This is a genomic window from Pelobium manganitolerans (assembly GCF_003609575.1).
Taxonomy (GTDB): domain Bacteria; phylum Bacteroidota; class Bacteroidia; order Sphingobacteriales; family Sphingobacteriaceae; genus Pseudopedobacter; species Pseudopedobacter manganitolerans.
Genome location: NZ_MBTA01000029.1, coordinates 113,010 through 134,354 on the forward strand (window position 1 = coordinate 113,010; position 21,345 = coordinate 134,354).

Below are 21,345 nucleotides of genomic sequence, written 5' to 3' on the forward strand. Positions count from 1 at the left end.
AATAGCAAAGTTATGAGATATTTATCAAAAATTCCGACCGGCTTCATACTCGTCCTGGGTATATTGGCCATCATTTCCGCCTGCCGGAAATCAACCTTGGTAACCACCGTAGTAAACCGGCCCAACATTACCAAATATTTGGAAGAACACCCGGACCAGTTTTCAGAGCTGTCTAAGGTTTTGCAACTCTCGGGTACGGCTTCTTTCTTGAATGCCTACGGCAGTTATACCTTTTTTGCGCCAAACAATGCGGCCATTAAAGATTATCTAACAAGCCAAAACAAGGCTGCAGTAGAAGATATTTCTGGCGATGATTGGAAACAGTTTATCCGTTTTCATCTATTGGAAGATTCTGTTTCTACCGAGCAGTTTACCGATGGCAAACTCCCTAAGCTCACCATGTACGGCCAATACCTTATCACTGGTTCCGAAACCAATAACGGTACAACTAAAATTAGCGTAAACAGGCAAGCCAACATTATTACGGCAAATATTTCGGTAGGTAACGGTTTAATCCACAGTATAGACCATGTGCTAATTCCGGCAAGTTTAACCTTAGCGCAAACCTTAGAAGCAAACCCTGCTTACAGTATTTTTACCGAAGCGCTCAAAGAGGCTAACCTTTTTGAAAGGTTAAACAAAGCACCGGCAGATAATACCAATGACAACGAGCAATTTTTAACCGTTATTGCGCAGACTAATGATGTTTTGGCGGCAGCCGGAATTAACAGCTATGCAGATCTATTGGCAAAATACTCTAACACCAATGATCCAACTTTAGCCACAGACAGTCTTCATCTATATTTAGAATATCATATTTTAAACGATGCTAAATATCTGGCAGATATTGTTACCAGTACCGCACACAACACCCTGGCACCTTTAGAAGTTGTAACTTCTAAGCTTAAAGGCGAAACGGTGTTGATAAACGACGATATGTTCAACGGCGTGTATGAGCCTGGAATTGAACTTGTGCGCAACACCAGCGACGTTTCTGCTACCAATGGCGTGATACATAATGCGGCGCAAAATTTCAACATCAAAAAACGCTCGCCATACCGTGTTGATTTTGATGTTTGTACTTTCCCGGAGTTGGTAAAAAACAAAGAATATTACGGCCAGAAGAACTATGAGTTTACTCCTGAAGAAGCTGCCGAATTTACCGAAATCAAGTTTTCTGGAACTGAAAAACAACTAATCTACTACTACGGAAGTGGGAAATCTGTATCAAAATACGGTTACAATCAAGATTGTCTAACCGTCCCTCTTGCAACAGGTGGCACATCATCAAGAGCTGCATGGGTAGAATTTAAAACGCCGCTTTTGATTAAAGGAAAATACAAGGTGTGGATTGGCTACTACACCCAAAAACAATCATCAAGCAACGGCGGTACAACCACAGAGGTTCAAGCTTCCATTGGCAGAGAGGAAGGTGCTGAAGCCGAAAGAACAGTGCTGGCAAATGCCCGTGTACTAAGCTTTATTACTAAAAGGCCGGGCCAACCGTCAGATGTTGAGGAAGCCATTGGTTATAAAACTTATATGGAAAACACTTCGGGTTCAGTAGTTTCACGCCAAATGGGCATTGCTACCATTGACCAAACCGGAAGATATTGGTTGCGTTTAACGGCTATTAACGGCTCGCAAACTACCAACAACATTGATTTAATCCAGTTTATCCCGGTTGATGATGATCAACAGTATCCGAAATTCAAAACAGACGGCACTTTAATTCCAAGACCATAAAATAGCATTGCTCAACCGGTATAATCCCCGGTTGAGCTAAAAACCATATACTTAAGCGAATGAATTGTATAAAAAGAAACTTCGCCATCGCGACTTTGATACTTGCCGGAATGTTTAGTTCCTGTAAAGATGCTTGGCAAGACCATAATGAACTTAAACTACAAACCTTAGATAAAACCATTGCGACACAAATAAGCGAGGATGCAGATTTGAGTGTTTTTAACAGTTACTTGGTAAAAACAGGCTATGACAAAATATTGGCCGGTAGCAAAACATACACCGTATGGGCGCCAACCAATACTGCCTTAGCTAACTTAGATGCAAGCGTTGTGAATGATGAGGAAAAGCTAAAAGCTTTTGTTAGCAACCACATCGCTAACCAAGCTTACTTTACGCAACAGGCTAATAAGCCCTTGACCCTGCGCGCGCTGAGCGGTAAAAATGTCATTTTCACGGCTACCAGTTTTGAAGACGCTAACTTGGTAAAAACCGAACTATCTTTGAAAAATGGTGCATTGCACATTGTAGATGGCACTGCATTACCTAAACCTAACGCTTGGGAGTTTTTGCAAGCTAACAGCAATACGCAAAAACAGGCCTCGTACATTGCTAGTTTAGATTTTACAGAGATTGATACTACACAAGGCGTTCCTCTCTTTAAAGACCCAATTACAGGTCAAACTGTTTTCCAAGAAGGCACTACCTTTCCGGTTACACGCAACAGATATTTTAGGCAGGTGGCCGATTTATCAAGCGAGGATAGCACCGTTACAGTCATCATTTTAAATGATAATGCTTTTGATACCGAGGTGAATAAACTTAAACCTTATTACCAGGGTTTAAGCGCCGACAGTACAGAGGCAGACGCAAAATTTAGCGCGGTTAAAGATTTAGTAATTAGAGGCAGATTTGATTTGGCTAACCTACCCGATTCTTTACGCGCAGTTACAGGCGTACAAGTACATTTAGATAAAAGTGCCGTGGTAGAAACCAAACAGCTAAGCAACGGCGTAGCTTATGTGGTAAATGCCATCGGTTATAAAGTATTAGAAAACAAAATTCCTACGGTAATTATCCAAGGTGAATTAACAGACTCTATACGTTCGCAATCTGCGGTGGTGTACAAAAAACAAAAATCTCCAGACGGTTTCTTGTTTGATGAAATCCAATCAACCAGCATTACCTCTTCACCTAGCCCTTTATACCATTATCGGTACAAAACAAAAGTTAACTCGGTAAAATATGCGGTTTACTGGCGCAGTATCAACGATATTTTGACCACGCCATTTTCAATGGCCGTTAAATTTAGTGTGGGTAAAAAGCTAAACGATACCCTGTTGGGCACAGATTATAAAGAAGTGCTACCGTTTGACCCGTCTATACCAGAAACCTACCGCGAAACATATCTGGGCGAATATACCGCTGAACGTTACGGCACGCTTTACTCGTTCTTAATTCAGTCTACCGGCGCAACTAGTACCGCGCCAACGGCACTATCCCTCGATTATATTAAACTGGTACCAATCAACTAAACGTTAGGAAAAATTTTATGCATATATCTAAAAAATCGGTCAAAGCCTTGTGGGTGCCCAGCTTAATGCTTTTATTAAGCGCAACTCCTACAATTGCCCAAACTCCTAAAAATCAAAAAACAAACACATCCCAAACAGACAAAAAGGGGATAAAGATAAGCGGTGAGGTAAAAGATGCGATAAGCGGAAAGCCTTTAACGGGTATCAATATTACCGTACCCGGCTTCTCTGCCGCAATCACTGGCGATAATGGAAAATTCACCGTGCATGTTCCAGATTTACGCGGTTCTATCATTGTTTCTGGCGCTAATTACCAACAAAAAGAAGTCGCGTTAAAAGGACAATCATCAGTTTCTGTACGGTTGTACGATGAAAGCTTCAACTCTGTTTATGATTTAGCAGTACTGCCTTTCGGCCCCGAGTTAAAAAACCACATTCCCTACGCAGTAAACACGGTAAACGTTAACGGTGCTTACCATAAATCAAACGAAACACCAGATACCTATTTACAAGGAAGTTTTGCAGGCTTAAACGTACAACGCAAATCGGGCACGCCAGATATTGGCGCAAATATGTACCTCCGTGGTTATAATTCTATTTACGCAACCAACCAGCCTTTAATCGTAGTTGATGGGGTAATATTTGATAACAACGCTTATGGCGCTTCTTTGATAGAAGGGCATCAAAATAACCCATTAGCCAACCTAGATGTAAAAGATATAAATAACATCACCCTCATCAAAGACGGCACATCCATGTACGGAACCCGCGGTGGCAACGGCGTGCTATTAATTACCACCAACAAGGCCAAAGATGCGGCCACACGTTTGGATTTTTCGGCCTCCGGCGGGATAAACATCAATCCTAAAAACCTTCCGGTGATGAATGCTGCTGACTATCGCATTTACCTATCTGAAATACTGAAAAGCCAAGGTTTAAGCGATGCACAGATCCAAGCAAAACCTTATATGGACGACAATGCGAATCCAGATTTTTACACCTACCATAACAATACCAACTGGCAAAACCAAGTAAGGGAAAGTGGCACGTCGCAAAACTATTATCTAAAAGTTACCGGGGGCGATGACATTGCTACTTACGCTTTATCATTAGGCTATACAGATAACGACGGGGTTGTCAAAAATAATAACCTTACCCGTTATCAAACCCGCTTTAACGCAGACTTAAACCTAAGCAAAAAAATAAAGGCTTTCACAAATTTGGCTTTTAGCCGAAGCGAGCAAGACTTAAACCATCAAGGTTTAGGAAGCAAAAAAGCGCCTGTTTTTTTATCGCTTATCAAATCGCCATTTTTATCGCCCAATGAGATGTCGGAAACCGGAATTGCTTCTCCAAACCTTTCTGATATAGATATTTTTGGATTTAGCAACCCAGCAGCCACAGTATCAAACAGCTTAATTGCAAAAAGCGCTAGCTACCGTTTTAATGGCTCTGTTGGTGCAAACTATGCCATCAGTCCTAAATTTACCTTGAACACCATTTTAGGTATTACCTTCAATAAAGTTAGGGAAAACTCTTTTTTACCTAGTGTGGGCATTGCTTCAGATACCTTAAGCACCGCAGTAGGTTACAACCAAACCGCGGCTGCAATACAGCGCCTGTTTAGTGTATATAACGACACCTGGTTAAACTTTAAGCACGCCTTTAACGGAAGTCAAAAAATTGATGCTAACATTGGCTTTAGATACAACAGCAGCAAATCTGAGTACGACACTGGTTTAAGCTACAACACCGCAAGCGATGATTTTGTAACCTTAAATAGTGGCCAAAACACCCTACGCACCATAGGTGGCTCATTAGGGCAGTGGAACTGGCTAAACACCTATTTAAACCTTAAATACTCGGCATACAGTAAATATTTTTTAAGTGCCAATTTATCGGTGGATGGTTCTTCTCGGTTTGGTCAAAAGATACCTGATGTGTTAAGCTTGGGCAATTACCGCTACGCTGTTTTGCCGTCTGTAGCGGGTGCTTGGCTAATTTCTTCAGAAAATTTCATGGCCAACAATAAATTTGTTGAAACCCTAAAATTGCGCTTGAGTTATGGACTTAACGGCAATGATGATATCGGAAACTACACTGCCAAAACATACTATGTATCGCAAAATTTCTTAGGCCGCCAAGGCTTGGTACGTGGCAACATTGGAAATCCGGAACTTAAATGGGAAACCATCGCTAAGTTTAACGCAGGTTTAGACGCATCGTTCTTAAAAGAACGCTTAAGCTTAAGTTTCGATTTTTACCATAATAACATCACCGACATGATAATTTACGAACCTACGCTTACGGCAACAGGTTTTGATTATGCCATTACCAACAACGGCGCTATGCAAAACAGCGGTGTCGAGTTGGGAATTTCTGCTCGCGCGATCAATAAACAAGATTTTAAATGGGATTTGGGTGTAAACCTTGCACACAACAAAAACGAGATAAATACGTTGCCCGGCAACGCAGATTTGATGACCAACTTCGGCGGTGCAACCATATTAACACGCGTTGGCCAACCGGCAAATTTGTTTTATGGCTACAAAACTAACGGCGTTTACGCTACCGATGCAGAAGCCGCAGGCACTGGATTGATGAATAAAACTGCAGAAGGTGCGTTAGTACCCTTTAAGGGAGGCGATGTTCGTTTTGTAAACACTAATAATGACAATGTTATTGATGAGCAGGACCGCCAGATTATTGGCGATGCAAACCCAGATTTGTTCGGCTCATTTAGTAATACTTTAAGCTATAAACGCTTCACCTTAAACGCACTATTTACTTTCAGTATTGGTAACGACATTTACAATGGTTTGCGGGCAAATTTAGAGAGCTTAAGCGGCTACGAAAATCAAACGCCAAATGTTAACAACCGTTGGCGCAACAATGGCCAGGTTACAGATGTACCGGCAGCCAGATTTGGAGACCCGATGCAAAACAGCCGCTTCTCTGACCGTTGGATTGAGGACGGAAGCTACCTGCGCCTGCGCTCGCTTTCTTTAAGCTACAACATTCCAACAAAATCTAACTTTATCAGAAGCGCAACAGTTTACGCTATCGCAAACAATATTTTTACCGCTACAAAATACTTAGGTTACGACCCAGAGTTTAATGCAAATGAAAGTGTGTTTGCCCGTGGGGTAGATTTAGGAATGAACCCTTTATACCAATCAATGCAATTAGGTGTACGCATTGGCTTATAAAAATTTTGAAAGGATAAATCTGAATGAAAATATATAAAAATATAAGGTTAGCCGGTCTGTTGCTAATTGCAACAAGCACTTTAACAATGTCTTGCAAAAAGATGTTTGATATGGAACCGCAAGATGTTTTAGAAGCGAAACAAACCTATCGCAATATTTACGATGCCGACGCTGTAGTTTTAGGCATTTACGGAAAATTCTCTGGCTTGGCCGAACGCTACATTGTTTTAAATGAATTAAGGGGCGATTTATTGGACGTAACGCCAAACGCAAATGAGTATTTGCGCCAAATAAACCTCCATAACGTATCGGTAGATAACCCCTATGCGGACCCGCGGCCTTTTTATGAAATCATTATCAATTGTAATGATGCAATAAAAAACTTCGGCATAATGCGCGAGAAAAAAATATTGGATGAAAACCAATACTATCAACGTTATACCGAGGTTGGCTTATTGCGTACATGGCTTTACTTACAGCTGGGCATCCACTATGGCAGCGTGCCTTACGTTACGGATGCTTTAGATAATGTAAATGATTTACAAGACGAAACCAAATTCCCAAAACTAAGTTTTGACCAACTGCTGGATCAGCTGATCAGCTTTACAGAAGCCATCCCGAAGGTATATCTTAACCAAAACACTTCATCTGCTAGCCCAACTTTAATAATGGCGATGAACAGCTACAGCGTAAAAGACGGCGTTTTTAAATTCTTCATCCATCGTAAAAGCTTGTTGGGCGACATTAATCTATGGAAAGGAAATTATGAGAAAGCGGCGGCCTACTATAAAGAAGTAATGGAGCTAGGCACCACAAATACCTCTAACAACGACCAAAACATCGAAATTTACGACACCTATCGTGTAAGTAATGACAATAGCGGTAAAAACACCTTGCTAACCATCGGCACAAATAACCCATGGCCAACTATTTTCACAAATGCACTAGATGAGAGAGAAACAAACCGCGAAAGGATGTGGACCCTGCCTTTAAATAAGGATTTTGCACCAGGCAACCCTTTCATCAAGCTGTTTTCTTCAACCGGCAATTATCTGCTAAAACCATCTGACTTGGCTATTCAAAAATGGGACGATCAAGTGAGGTTAGATGGCGGATTACGCGACCGTCGCGGTTTAAATGCTTCTTACTGGCTTAACGCAGGCAAACCCGAAGTGTACAAATTTGTAGCTAAATACGATATCACCAAACCGTTTGAAACCACTGGCATCTGGTTGCTTTATCGCGCGGCCGTATTGCACCTACGTTACGCCGAAGCAGCCAACAGAGCTGGATATAGCGAACTTGCTGGCGTTATTGTTAACGACGGCTTTGCAGACAAAGGTGTTACCTACGCTAATAACCCGACGCCTTTTGATTTTAATGCTTTTAAAGGAACAGTAAACGGAAATTGGTATCGCAATATCGGCATCAGAGGTCGTGCGGTTGACCGAAACGTAGCCTTTGATCAAAACAATTTAATGATAGATACTGAAGATAAAATTATCGAAGAAGAAGCTTTAGAAAGTGCTTTTGAAGGTTACCGTTGGCCAGATTTGTTGCGCATTGCTTTAAGAAGAAAAGCAACAGACCCTAATTATTTGGCAAATAAAATAGGTGCTAAATTTGATGCTTCTAATAATGGCGATGGCGCGGCAGTAAGAGCCCGTCTTACCGATGAAAAAAATTGGTACCTACCCTTTAAATGGAAATAATTATCGATGGCAGGTTTAGGCCTGCCTTTTTTTTGTAGCCTTACTATGTTTAACTTTTTTTGCCGATACTTTGCTCAACTTTTGAGCTTATTAATAGTTTTAACCAGCACCGCCCTACCCTCCCACGCCCAAAACCAACAGCTCTGGCATAACAAAACGCGCAGCGTGCGCTATCAGCCCAGCCACGAAGGTTTTGTGGGCGTCAACCTCGAAAGGCGTTTTAACCGTGCCCTGTACGGCACCAACACCGGGTTTAGGGTAGAAACTGGCGACAAGCCCGAATTTGCACTTTACCTGCCCGGCATGGGCGGTAACCTTAAAATAGGTTTCAAAACTGGCCAAACAACAAAATGGTTTACCCAGGCCGACTCTGTTGTGGCTATTTACAATCCTGGGAAAATGCTTTACCAAATCCGCGATAAAGCACTCGGCAACGCCTGCATCTACCTCACGGTTTTGGCTTACGCCGATAGCGAAGGGATGATTGTAAAAATGGATGCAAAAGGCTTAAACCAAACTTTACAACTTTTTGCAAGCTATGGCGGGGTAAACGGACAAAAATTTTCTCGCGATGGCGATTTAGGCGCCGATCCCGAGTCGGTGTTTTACCTAAAGCCCGAGTATTGCAAAGACAACCGTTATCAAATAAAAGCTAATCAGTTCCGCCTCGATTTTTACGACGCCACGGCGCGCAAAGAAATGGCCAAAGGAAACAAGGCCGAGACCAGCCAGATTTTCGGTTACTTTCCGCAAGGATCACAGCTAAAGCTAAGCGACGCTAGTTTAGGGGGCAATATTTCCGCCTATTTAAACGGTAAAGCGCAAAATGCGCCAACATTAATAGCCAATTTCACATTAGCTAACAACAAAACACAATACTTGGCCATCAACCGCCAAAACAAGTTTAATCTGGCGCAAGATTTCACAAAAGCCAACGCAAAAACCAACGCTTTAGCCGGCCGGGTAACTTTAAAAACTCCGGATAAATGGCTCAATAACTATGGCGCCGCATTGGCTGTGGCGGCCGATGGAATTTGGGAAGAGCCGTCTTACATCCACGGTGCCGTGGCTTGGCGTATGCACCTCAACGGCTGGCGCGGCGCTTACGTTGCCGATCCGCTAGGCTGGCACAAGCGCGCAAAAACACACTTCGGCAGCTATGCGGCATCACAATATCTAACGCCACCAAACGGCCCTGTAGTGGCAGATACCGCTTTGCATCTGGCGCGGCAAAAAGAAGAGCGTGGCACCTCCATGTTTAGCGAAGGCTACATCGGCAGAAACCCCGGAAAACAATCGCCACCGCACCATTACGATATGAATTTGGGCTTTATAGACCAGATGCTGAGCCACTTCTTTTACACCGGCGATTTAGAAGAAATTAAAACGCTTTGGCCAGTGGTTAAAAGACATTTAGCATGGGAAAAACGCAATTACGACAGCGATAATGATGGCTTGTACGATGCCTACGCGGCTATTTGGGCCAGCGATGGCTTACAATATAGCGGCGGCGCGGTGACACATTCCTCGGCTTATAATTACCGCGCTAATGTTTTAGCTGCGCAAATTGCAAAACTGATGGGCGAAGATGGCTCGGGTTACGCCCAAGAAGCCGAAAGAATCAAAAAAGCCCTGAACCAGCACTTGTGGATGGAAAATTTGGGGCGCTATGCCGAGTACAAAGATGCTTTAGGTTTAAAACTCCTGCATCCAGCGGCAGGCTTGTGGACGGTTTATCACGCCATAGACTCAGACGTGCCCAACAAAGAACAGGCTTTTCAATTGGTAAAGTACGTGGACGATCATATCCCACACATTCCAATTTTGGCCAATGGCTTAAATGAAGATTTATACACCATCAGCACCACCAATTGGCAACCCTACACGTGGTCCATCAATAATGTGGCAACTGCCGAGGTTTTACATACCGCTTTGGCCTTTTGGCAGGCTAACCAAGCCGATGAAGCTTATAAGTTATGGAAAGGCAGCGTGCTAGAGAATATGTATCTGGGTGCAAGCCCGGGTAATTTTGGGCAGGTTTCTTTTTACGATGCGCACCGTGGAGAACTTTACCGCGATTTTGCCGACCCTATCGGGATGGCCGCGCGTAGCCTCACCGAAGGTTTGTTTGGCATTAAGACCGATGTGATTAACGATACTTTAACTATAAAACCCGGTTTGCCTAGCCAATGGGAATATGCAAGTTTAAACCTGCCCGATGTGAGTTTCGATTTTCGCCAAACTGGACAACAATCGCACTATAACATTACGCAAAATTATTCGCGCTTAATGAATTTGAAATTGCAGCTTGTGGCAAAAGCTACCCAAATCAAAAATATCCTGGTAAACGGAAAAAAAGTAAGCTATCAAGTTTTGACGGATGCGGTTAAATACCCTAGCATACAGCTTAACTTGCCAAAAGCAAAAACTTATCAGATTACTGTCGAGTGGGACGGCCCGGCGCCACAAGCGATTGAAAAGCGTGTGATTTTAGACGGAAGCCCTAGTTTGGATTTGACAGCTTTTGGCATTAATGATAGCAAAACTTGGCTAAACCAAATCATGGCGAAAGCACAGCAATCAGATTCGGCTTATATTTTTATTCCGGTAAAACAAGGCGCGTTAAGCTGGAAACTTCCGGTAAAATTTGTAAAACCAGACACCAAAACCCCGCAGCAATTGCCTGGCTTACAACCCACGGATCAACAGATTTCGGTAAACTTAAGCGGCTATTTTAACGCATCTGTAACTGATATTTTCAAAAACGAATACCTTAGTCCAAGACCGGTTACAACAACCCTTCAGTTGCCTACGCAAGGGATTGGCAACTGGTGCTATCCTTTGGTAACGGCAAATATTGACGACAGCGGTTTCCGCCAAAAATTGCAGAACGGAAGCATAACTTCGCCCGAAGGCGTCATTTTCCACTCGCCGGCAAACGGCAAAAACATCATTTACACTTCGCAATGGGATAACTATCCAGATTCGGCCGTCATCGCCTTAAGCGGAAAAGCAAAAGCTGCGCATTTCATCATGGCGGGTTCTACCAACCCTATGCAAAGCCGTTTTACAAACGGTACGCTTACCGTAAATTATACCGATGGCACAGCGGATGTTTTAGCGCTCCAAAATCCGCAAAATTGGTGGCCAATTGAGCAAGATTATTTAAATGACGGCTTTGCGTTTAACACCGATGCGCCGAAACCTTACCGCCTGTATTTTAAAACTGGCGAAATCACTAAAGACTTTAACAACTTCAGCAGTATAAAAGGTTTTACAGATAGGGCGGTTGACGGCGGCGCGGGTACCTTATTGGCCATGCCTTTACGTGCCGATAAAAGTTTAAAAAATGTGGTAATAGCCACCAAAGCAAATGATGTAGTAATAGGTTTAATGGCGCTTACACTGATAAAATAGATTTTGATGAAAAGATTATTTTTAATAGGCCTAATGGCCATTTTATTCCAAACCGGCTTTGCCCAACAACTGGCTTTCCCCGGTGCTATGGGAAAAGGAAAATACGCTTCCGGTGGCCGTGGTGGCGAAATTTACCACGTCAAAAATTTAAATAATGATGGTGAAGGTTCTTTTAGAGATGCCGTGAGCCAACCCAACCGCACGGTAGTTTTTGATACCGGCGGGGTCATCAAAATAAACTCCAAAGTGCAGGTAGCGTCCAACATCACCATTTTAGGGCAAACTGCACCCGGTGATGGTGTGGTGATTTACGGCGATGGTGTCAGTTTCTCTGGATCAAGCAATGTAATTGCACGTTATTTACGCTTGCGCGGAAGCATTGGCATGTCGCGCGGCACCTGCACCCTCATTATTGATAATGCCGAAAACATGATTTTTGATCATATCTCTGTACAATGGGGACGCTGGGATAACCTGCACATCAAAAAAAGCAACAATATTACCCTGCAGCACTGCATTATTGGCGAAGCTATTGACCCGCAGCGTTTTGGCGCACTGTTAGAAGTGCCCACCAACATCAGCATTTACAACACTTTGTGGATTGATAACCAAAGCCGTAACCCAAAAGCCAAAGCGAAAATAGAATTTGTTAACAACGTTATTTACAATTGGGGCGTAACCGGATTTGTGGGCGGGCACTCCAGTGCGCATCATTATCAGGATTTAATTAACAACTATTTTATCGCAGGGCCAAACTCCAACAATTCTTTTGTAGGCCAGTTTACCGAAACAGACCATGTTTACCACAGTGGTAACAAAGCCGATTTAAATAAAAACGGCCAGCTGGACGGCGAAGCAGTTAGCGATGCGCCTTTTATCGAAATGAAGGCTACCCTAGAAAAAACACCAGCAACTTTTGACCTAACAAACCGGGTGTTAACCGCCGAAGAAGCTTTTGAAAATATTATTGCCGAAGCTGGTTGCAGCCATAAACGCGATGCTATTGACCAGCGCTTGATTACCTACTTAAAAAGCTTGGGTACACAAGGTATCATCTTCCGTAACGAGCAAGATGCCGGCGGACAGCCCCCTATAAAAACAGGTAAAACAATTAAGGACAAAGACGGCGACGGCATCGCCGATAGCTGGGAACGCAAAAACAAGCTCGACAAAAAGAACCCAACAGATGCGAGTACGATTGCAACATCGGGCTACAGCCAAATAGAAATTTATGCCAACAGTTTAATCCCTCAATCTACATTAAAGAAATGAACACCACATTAAAATCGCTTTTGCTATTGGCCTCCGCTTTTTCTACCGTCGCGTTCTCGGCCTGCAGCCAAAACGGCACCCAAAAAATAGACCGTAAAGCTTTGGTAGAAAGGCACAGCATTAAAATAACCCAAGCAGATTCATTAAATTCGCTTACCGTAGGAAACGGCGAGTTTGCCATGACGGTAGATGTTACCGGCCTACAATCGTTCCCTGATTTTTATGCCCGCGGCGTGCCTTTGGGTACACAGTCTGAATGGGCTTGGGACAGTTTTAAAGACACCGTGGGTTACCAGCGCGAAGAATCTTTAAAAGCTTATGATCAATACGGCCGTAAGGTAACCTACATGGTGCAAAGAAAAGAACCGCAACGTGCCAAAGAAACTTCAGAATGGTTCCGCGCCAATGCGCACCGTTTGCAAATGGGTAATTTCGGTTTTGAATTTTATGGCAACAACGGCGAAGTTTTACCTATTAGCGCCATCAAAAACATCCAGCAAGAGCTGAATATGTACACCGGCATTATCCATTCTGTATATGAGGTAAACGGCGAAAAAGTGGAAGTAAAAACTTTAGCAGAGCCAGATGCCGACGGTATATATGCCGAGGTAAAATCTGACCTGATTAAACAAGGAAAGCTCAAAATTAAAATGCGCTTCCCTTACCCTACCGCCGCCTGGAAAGATGCAGGCAACTATTACGGCGAAGACAACCAGCACCAAAGCAACATTGAATATCAAAAAGAAGATGGTGCGAGCTTAAAACACCAGTTGCAAGGTACTACCTATTATGCCACGTTTAACTGGGAAGGCAAAGCAACAATCGCCGAAAAGCAAAAGCATTATTTTTTAATTAGCCCAGATAAAAGCCAAAACACTTTTGCCCTTAACGTGCGCTTTACGCCGCAAGCTACGGCTGCCAAAGTTAGCTTGGCACAACAAGAAGAAGCAAGTGCAAAAGCTTGGAAAAATTTCTGGAACACCGGTGCAGCAGTAGATTTCTCGGAATGTACCGATCCGCGCGCAAAAGAGCTGGAACGCCGGGTGGTACTTTCGCAATACCTTATGCGTACGCAAGAAGCAGGGCACTTTCCGCCTCAAGAAACCGGCTTAACCTATAACAGCTGGTTTGGTAAAGAACATTTGGAAATGCACTGGTGGCATGCCATGCATTATCCTTTATGGGGCAGGCCCGAGTTATTGGAGAAAAGTGCCGATTGGTATTTTAAAGCAGAAACTATCGCTAAATCCATTGCCCAACGCCAAGGTTTTGAGGGCGTGCGCTGGCAAAAAATGACCGACAATGAGGGGAACGAATGTCCATCTAGCGTGGGCGCCATGTTAATTTGGCAACAACCGCATCCTATTACCTTTGCCGAGATGCTTTATCGGAACAAAAAGGACGAAAAGGTGTTAGAGCGTTACCAAGATTTGGTGTTTAAGACCGCAGATTTTATGGCTTCCTTTGCGCATTTTAACCCTAAAACCAAAAAATACGATTTGGGTCCAGTATTAATTCCGGCGCAAGAACGCTTTAAAGCAGAGGATACCTTTAACCCTACCTACGAGCTGGCCTATTGGAAATGGGCACTACAAATTGCCCAACAGTGGCGCGGCCGTTTAGGGATGCCTAAGGTGCAAAAATGGCAACAGGTAATAGACAATTTGGCGCCTTTGCCGGTACAGGGCGATGTTTATTTGGCAGCAGAAAGCGCGCCCGACTCGTACACCAATCCCGAATATAAAACAGACCACCCTTCCGTTTTCGGTGCTTTTGGGATGTTGCCACAAAGCGGAATGGTAGATACCACCATCATGAAAAACACGTTTAATTTGATATGGAGAGATTGGAGCTGGGCCGAAACTTGGGGATGGGACTTCCCGATGACCGCCATGACCGCCGCACGTTTAGGAATGCCGGAAAAAGCCCTAGACGCGCTGTTTATGGATGTTAAAACCAACACCTATTTGGTAAATGGCCATAATTACCAAGAAGAACGTCTTTCTATTTACATGCCGGGCAACGGAGGCCTGCTTACTGCAATAGCCATGATGTGCGCCGGCTGGGATGGCAGTACAGAAAATAACCCCGGTTTCCCGAAAGATGGCAAATGGAATGTGAAGTGGGAAGGCCTACAAAAAATGCCTTGATAAAATGAACCGTAAAATTTTTCTAAAATACCTTGCAACGGGCGCTTGCGCTTTGGCTGTCGCCGATATGGCTTGGGCAACTGAGCGCATCCGTAAAGGCAAATATTCTTGGCTTTATAAGCATTTGCAACCCTTGCATCGTATTTTAGAAGAAGACGGCTATTACGTTTGGGGATGTAGCCCTATCTTAGCCGATGACGGAAAAGTGCATGTATTTTACTCGCGCTGGGATGCCAACAAAGGCATGGGCGGTTGGCTAAACGGTTCAGAAATTTGTCAGGCCGTGGCCGATAATGCCGAAGCCGAGTTTAAACATTTACGCGTAGTATTAAAACCGCGTGGCCCAGATTTTTGGGACGGCACTACCTGCCACAATCCCCTCATCAAAAAAGTTGACGGCAAATATGCCCTGTTTTACATGGGCAACGCCAACAAAAAAACCAACACCAAACGCATAGGTTTAAGCGTGGCAGATGACTTATATGGAGATTTCAGGCATCCTAGTAAACCACTGCTTTTGCCTGGCCCCACCGGCGCTTGGGACGACCATTGCACCACCAATCCGGCTTTTGTAAAACACCCCAACGGCAAATATTATCTTTTTTATAAAAGCTGGAATACCGAGGAATATGAACATCCGAAATTTGCTATAAAAGGCAACCGTAAATATGGTTTGGCTGTGGCCGATGCCTTAGAAGGACCTTACATCAAATTATCAGTAAACCCTGTGATAGATTTTTCGGTGTTAGGCAATAACGAACAGTTAGAAGATGCCTACATCTGGTGGGAGCATCATCGTTTTAATTTAGTATGCCGAGACATGGGCTATTACGGCGACCGCAAGGGCATTATTATGCACAGCAAAACCGGATTAGAATGGAGCAAGCCCCAGTTTGCTTTTGACGAAGTTTCGCATTACATCAGCCAGCCCCCAAAACCTAAGCATCTGAGCAAATACGGCCGTTTTGAGCGGCCGCAACTGCTGTTAAATCATGATGGAAAACCCACCCACCTCTTTTTAACTACACAAGGCGGTAAATACCAAAGCTCCTCTCCTTTTGTAATGCGGATTAGATAGGTGTGAGGTGGAAGATGTAGGGTTTGAGGTGTAGGGTTTGAGGTGTAAGGTTAGAGGTGTAAGGTTAGAGGTGTAGGGCGTAAGGTTTTAGTCTTGCTACTTGCTACTTACCACTTGATACTTGGTACTTGCCTCTCACACCTAACAACAAAAAAAGCACCGCCATTACAGCGATGCTTCTCCAATTACAAACAACAAAATTTATTTTATCTTAAACGGTAAGTACCAGTTATTTGGATCCATTAATTTGCTGCGTACTTCAGCTGCTTTAGGATTGCCTGCCTTCATTAGTTTATCGTAAATTTTATCGGCTAAAAAGGCTGGATTGTTCCTTCTGCGGGCAATGCGCATCAAATCTCCCCAACGACTACCTTCAAAAGCAAGTTCCATTGCCGCTTCTTCAATAATCTTGTCTTCTAATAAAGACTGGTCCACGTTAAAACTTGAAATCCGTCTTTCGTAAGGATCTCGGTAGGTAATTCCCGGCAACTCTAATCTCGGTTCCATTGCGCGCCCCCTTATCCCTTGGTTGCGGTACCAATAAAGACCTCTCCCAATAGCAAAGTCTCTAGCGTCAAAATAATAAGGTGAACCTTCTGGATACGGCGTAATCGCGCTGTTAGCTTCATCAAAATTGGCTGGAACTTTTGTAGTACCGCTTTGGTCGGCTCCACTATATGTGCCATCGTAAAAAGTATTTAGTAAGCCATTATTTAATAAAGCATATGCTACTTTGCCCTGCCCGTCCCGGTTTGCGGCTTCGGCAAATTTTAAATGTACGCCTGCGGCACGCCAAATATTCCAGCTTCCACCCTTATTAATTACACTTAGTGTAGTAACACCATCCGTGAATTTGGTAATAATCGGATTCGGATCTGTTTCACTAGTCACTTTATAAGACAGCGTACCTCTGGCATCCCCGGGCACCCCGTTGGTCAACGTTTGTGCATTCCATAAATCAATTACTTTTTGCGAAGGTTTCACTAAGTACTTGCCTCCTTTTTCTGGCCCGCCCATCAACTCTATAAATGGGTTTCCCGGAGCAAAGCTGTTATTGTAAGGAATACCCCAGGTCCATTCGTAAATCCAGTTTCTGGAAGTGTTAGGTTGGGCAAACATGGCACGCCAACCATCTGAAGTGGAATTTACTAATGATGAAGCAGTCTGCGATTTAGTAAACGAAATAACATTATACTGCCAGCCTATACGATAACCTTCCACCTGATAGTTAACATCGGAATTGTTGTCCTCGGTGTCTAATACTTTTTTAAAGGCTTTTGCAGCTTCATAATAGTTCCCTTTCCATAGCTGTAGCTCTCCAATAAGTTCCGGCTTATTTATAAAAATTTTGCGGGTATTTACCCCGTCTGTGCTAAAGTTTAAAGATGATGCCGTAGGGTAAGCATAGGACTCTTTATACGGTAAATTAGTAGTTGCAGCCAATAAAGAGTCAATCATCACATCGAAGGTGATTTTCGGAAAGTTTTCTATTGCTTTTAAATCGTCTACACTAATAACAGGATCGGTAATATAAGGTACCTGTCCAAAATGTATAGCCAGTTGCAAATACAAGAATGACCGTAGGGCCACTACGTCCGAGTAGCGTTGTTGAAACTCGTCCTCTTTCAGCTTACCCTCTTTGCCCATAATTTTAAAATTAGCTATGGCATCATTACAGTTAAAAATGATTTTATAGAAATTGGTTGGGTCTATATAAGGATTATTTACCGTTGCATCATGGTTTGATAGCTGTTGTAAATAGGGATCTGCATTGGCAGTAACGTCCATTAAATCTGCCCTTAGCTCGTTAAGCAAAACATATTGTTCGCCCAAAGTGGCAAATTGTCCGTAAATACCCATTACAGCAGCATCGGCATCGGCAAGTGTATTGTACACTTGCTTTTTCTCCAATTTATCTTGCGGTGCAATTTCCAAAGATTTTTTGCAGGCGGTGGCGAACATGGCCAATCCAATTGCTGCTACAAAAAGCTTAATGTTTCTATTGTTAAATATCTTGATCATGTTCTTTGTATTAAAGTCCTAAACGTACACCTAATTGGAACGATTTAAATTGAGGTTCTAACGTAGCATCTATACCTTGTCTGTACACATCTGTATTCATACTAAATTCCGGATCGTAACCCAAATATTTAGTTAAGGTAAATAGATTGTTTGCCGTAGCATAAATGTTTAAATAGTTTACGATACTCTTGTTAAAGGTGAATTTATAAGCCAAAGACAATTGCCTTAAACGCAGATAAGATGCATCTTCCACCCAGCGGTCAGAGAAACGTGCATTGCCCATTGGGTCTTCATAAGTTACACGCGGGATGTTCGTAACCTGTCCGTCCGCTCTCCATCTGTTCAACAAAGCATCGGTTTGGTTATAAAGTCCGTTGCCCGATTCAAGGTTGGCGCGTGTATAATTATAAGCATCATTACCTACGCTAAAAGTAAACAATGCGCCTAACGACCATTTTTTGTACGATATGCTGTTATTAAATCCGCCGTAAAAATCTGGGTTAGGGTCTCCAATAACGTAGCGGTCGTTTTCATCAATTACCTTGTTATTGTCTTTATCGGCAAAAATAGCATCACCGGCTTCAAACGCTATTTTGTTTCCGGCCTCATCATATCTTGATAAGCCGGCTGCGCTAGCTTGTGCTTGCGTACTAAATACGCCCTTAAACTGGTATCCGTAAAATGCGTTTGGTGCCTCGCCCACTTTGGTGATGTAAGTGGCGCCGCCAATATTGGTGTACACTGTCTCTGGCAAGCTGGTCACTTTAGTTTTGTAGGTTCCCACACTCAAGCCGGCATCCCATTTAACCTTCCCGGTTGTTATTTTTCCGAACAAACTTAAATCCAAACCGTTGGTTTCCATTTTGCCACTGTTATCCAAATAATACGCTATGCCAGATAGGGTGTTACCATTTTGGTAAGCCAACATTTTATCTGTTTGGTTGTTGTAATAATCGATACTTAGGTTAAAACGCTCTTTAAACATCGACAAATCAAAACCGGTGTTAAACTTCCGTACGGTTTCCCATCTTAAGTATGGATTTGAAACGCCATCCCTAACCAACCCTTGTACGCCTAGGAAGTTTTGCGATACATAGTTTTGCTTGGCATTATAGTTTCCAATATCATCATTACCAACTAAGCCGTAGCTTATACGGTATTTTAATAAATTGATGTTCTTGTTGTCTTTTAAGAAGTTTTCTGAGGAGATGATCCAAGCACCACCTATAGACGGGAATACGCCGAAAGGATGATCTTCAAAAACATTTACACCGCCTTCTGCCTCGCTTCCAAACCTAGATGAACCATCCAAAGAAATGGCTGCGTTAATAATAAAGCGGTTGTCAATGGCATAATTAGCTAAGCCGTAGAAAGTAACATTCGCCCACTCGCCAATGTTGCCACCAAAAGTACGTTTAGCGGCATCGCTATTTCCGATACTCACCAAGTCATCAGTAGCCGAATTATAGCCCAAAGCATAATCTTGCTCTGCATCATGATGTTGATAGCGCAAACCTACGATAGCGTTAAACTTATCTTTATCATTAATGGTTTTTGCATAAGCTGCTCTAAAATCATTAGTGATCGAAAAATACCTGGCCACTTGCGTACCCAGTCTACTGGTAACCACTGTATTATTAATAATTTCTGAAGCGATACCTTTTGCCGGAATAAAGAAATTTTCTTGGGCTTTATCATAGGTAATGCCGGTGGTATTGCTGAGGTTAATATGGTCTGTTAATTTAAAATCAAAGTTTACACCTCCTAAAAACCTGTACGATTTTTTATCGTTTACACCGTTGTAAATCAACTGTAGCGGATTCGAGTAGCCAAAATAATCTGCCGGCGCATAATTTGGCGAAACGGTACCGTCTGGCGCTAGTTCATTTGTGTTAAAAAATGGCGCCTTGGTCAATGCTAAAAATATCGGATTGGTGTTAGGCGCAAAACCTTGGTCTTTCAGTTTTTGCTGCCCGTAGCCTAAAGAGATATTTGTTTGGGCTTTTAAACGTTTGGTTAAACTCAAATCCGAATTAAAACGTGCGGTGTATTTGTTTTGTTGCGTATTCGCAATTACCCCATTATCATCGTTAAAACCTACGGAAAGCGCGTATTTTGCGATGTTATCACCTCCGGTTACACGTAAGTAATAACTTTTATCTAGCTCGGTTTTAAAAACCTTATTTTGCCAATCCGTTTCGTTATGATATACCGGATAATCAATAAAGCCTTTACTATCATTATTAAAAGGTAAAGCTGCAATTTCTTCGCCGGTAAGCGTAGACGTCGCCAATACATCATTCAAATAGCTTCGGTAGTTGAAAGCATTCATCACTGGGATGCGTTTTGGCGTTTGGTTAAACCCACTGCTTACCTCAAAGTCAATTTTTGTAGTTAATTCCTTTGCGCGGTGCGTAGTAATTACAATTACACCGTTTGCGGCTTTAGCACCGTAAATAGCAGTTGCAACCGCATCTTTCAAAACGGTAACGCTTTCAATATCCCTAACATCGATATTTTGCAAAGGATTATTCTCGTGTCCGTTAGTAATAGATGAGCTATGAATTTCTGCATTGTAGATTAAACCGTCTATGATATATAAAGGCTGGTTCTGGGTATATAAAGAGTTAAGCCCTCTGATTGCAATATTTGCCCCCATAGATGGCGTTCCGGATTTACGGGTGACATTAACACCAGCCAATTTGCCTTGCAGGTAATTATCTACCGTTTCAGAGTTTTGCTCCCAAGCGCCCTGGAAGTCTACTACATCAACCGCGCCCACCATTTGCGACACATGTTTTACATCGTGTGCAAAAGGCGTATAGGTTTCGGCATAAAATGATTTTGTGCCCTCTGGATAAAGGGTAACTGTCAAATCTGTTTTATTGGCGGGAACAACAACCGTTTGGTAACCCACAATGGCAACCTCCAAATTGATTTGCATGGTAGGCACGCTTATTTCAAAAGCACCATTTTGGTCGGTTATTTTTGCGGTGTATTGCGGAACGCTTACACTGGCGCCTACAATAGGCGCGCCAGTTAAACCATCAACCACTTTACCTTTTACTTTCAGCTTACTTGTTTCTTTACTCTTCTCAACTGCCTCAGCAGATTTATTCTGGCTATAAATAGGTTGCGTAGAACCAAGCGCCACAACAAGCGCGGCGCTTAGACTTAGTATTTTATAATTAGACATATAATTTCAGG

General features: G+C 42.9%; 10 protein-coding genes. 8 read left to right on the forward strand and 2 right to left on the reverse strand.

The window, feature by feature from the left end; genetic code table 11:
- Positions 1 to 12: 12 nt before the first annotated feature.
- From BCY91_RS16010 to BCY91_RS16045, 8 genes are all read left to right on the forward strand, one after another.
- Positions 13 to 1,746 carry a fasciclin domain-containing protein gene (locus BCY91_RS16010; protein WP_120183058.1) on the forward strand — a complete coding sequence of 578 codons (1,734 nt, stop codon included), beginning with the start codon at positions 13 to 15 and terminating at the stop codon, positions 1,744 to 1,746.
- A 59-nt stretch (positions 1,747 to 1,805) separates the two neighbouring features.
- Positions 1,806 to 3,278, forward strand: a complete 1,473-nt coding sequence (locus BCY91_RS16015; protein ID WP_120183059.1) for a fasciclin domain-containing protein — start codon at positions 1,806 to 1,808, stop codon at positions 3,276 to 3,278.
- 17 nt (positions 3,279 to 3,295) lie between these two features.
- Positions 3,296 to 6,487 (forward strand): SusC/RagA family TonB-linked outer membrane protein, encoded by a 3,192-nt coding sequence (locus BCY91_RS16020; RefSeq protein ID WP_120183060.1) that lies wholly within the window; start codon positions 3,296 to 3,298, stop codon positions 6,485 to 6,487.
- Between the two features lie 110 nt (positions 6,488 to 6,597).
- Complete coding sequence (locus tag BCY91_RS16025; RefSeq protein WP_182995418.1) at positions 6,598 to 8,199, forward strand: RagB/SusD family nutrient uptake outer membrane protein; 1,602 nt, start codon at positions 6,598 to 6,600, stop codon at positions 8,197 to 8,199.
- An 81-nt stretch (positions 8,200 to 8,280) separates the two neighbouring features.
- On the forward strand, positions 8,281 to 11,616 hold the full coding sequence (locus BCY91_RS16030; protein ID WP_245989213.1) for a DUF4450 domain-containing protein: 3,336 nt from the start codon (positions 8,281 to 8,283) through the stop codon (positions 11,614 to 11,616).
- A gap of 6 nt (positions 11,617 to 11,622) precedes the next feature.
- Positions 11,623 to 12,888, forward strand: coding sequence for a pectate lyase family protein (locus tag BCY91_RS16035; RefSeq protein ID WP_120183062.1), 1,266 nt, complete (start codon positions 11,623 to 11,625; stop codon positions 12,886 to 12,888).
- Complete coding sequence (locus BCY91_RS16040; RefSeq protein WP_245989216.1) at positions 12,885 to 15,038, forward strand: hypothetical protein; 2,154 nt, start codon at positions 12,885 to 12,887, stop codon at positions 15,036 to 15,038. The genes BCY91_RS16035 and BCY91_RS16040 overlap by 4 nt, the downstream gene beginning before the upstream one ends.
- A gap of 4 nt (positions 15,039 to 15,042) precedes the next feature.
- Positions 15,043 to 16,116, forward strand: a complete 1,074-nt coding sequence (locus tag BCY91_RS16045) for a glycoside hydrolase family protein (protein WP_120183063.1) — start codon at positions 15,043 to 15,045, stop codon at positions 16,114 to 16,116.
- A 201-nt stretch (positions 16,117 to 16,317) separates the two neighbouring features.
- Here BCY91_RS16045 and BCY91_RS16050 read toward each other — a convergent pair whose 3' ends face one another.
- Complete coding sequence (locus BCY91_RS16050) at positions 16,318 to 18,138, reverse strand: RagB/SusD family nutrient uptake outer membrane protein (protein ID WP_120183064.1); 1,821 nt, start codon at positions 18,136 to 18,138, stop codon at positions 16,318 to 16,320.
- Positions 18,139 to 18,148: 10 nt separating this feature from the next.
- Positions 18,149 to 21,334 (reverse strand): SusC/RagA family TonB-linked outer membrane protein, encoded by a 3,186-nt coding sequence (locus BCY91_RS16055; RefSeq protein ID WP_120183065.1) that lies wholly within the window; start codon positions 21,332 to 21,334, stop codon positions 18,149 to 18,151.
- Positions 21,335 to 21,345 lie beyond the last annotated feature (11 nt).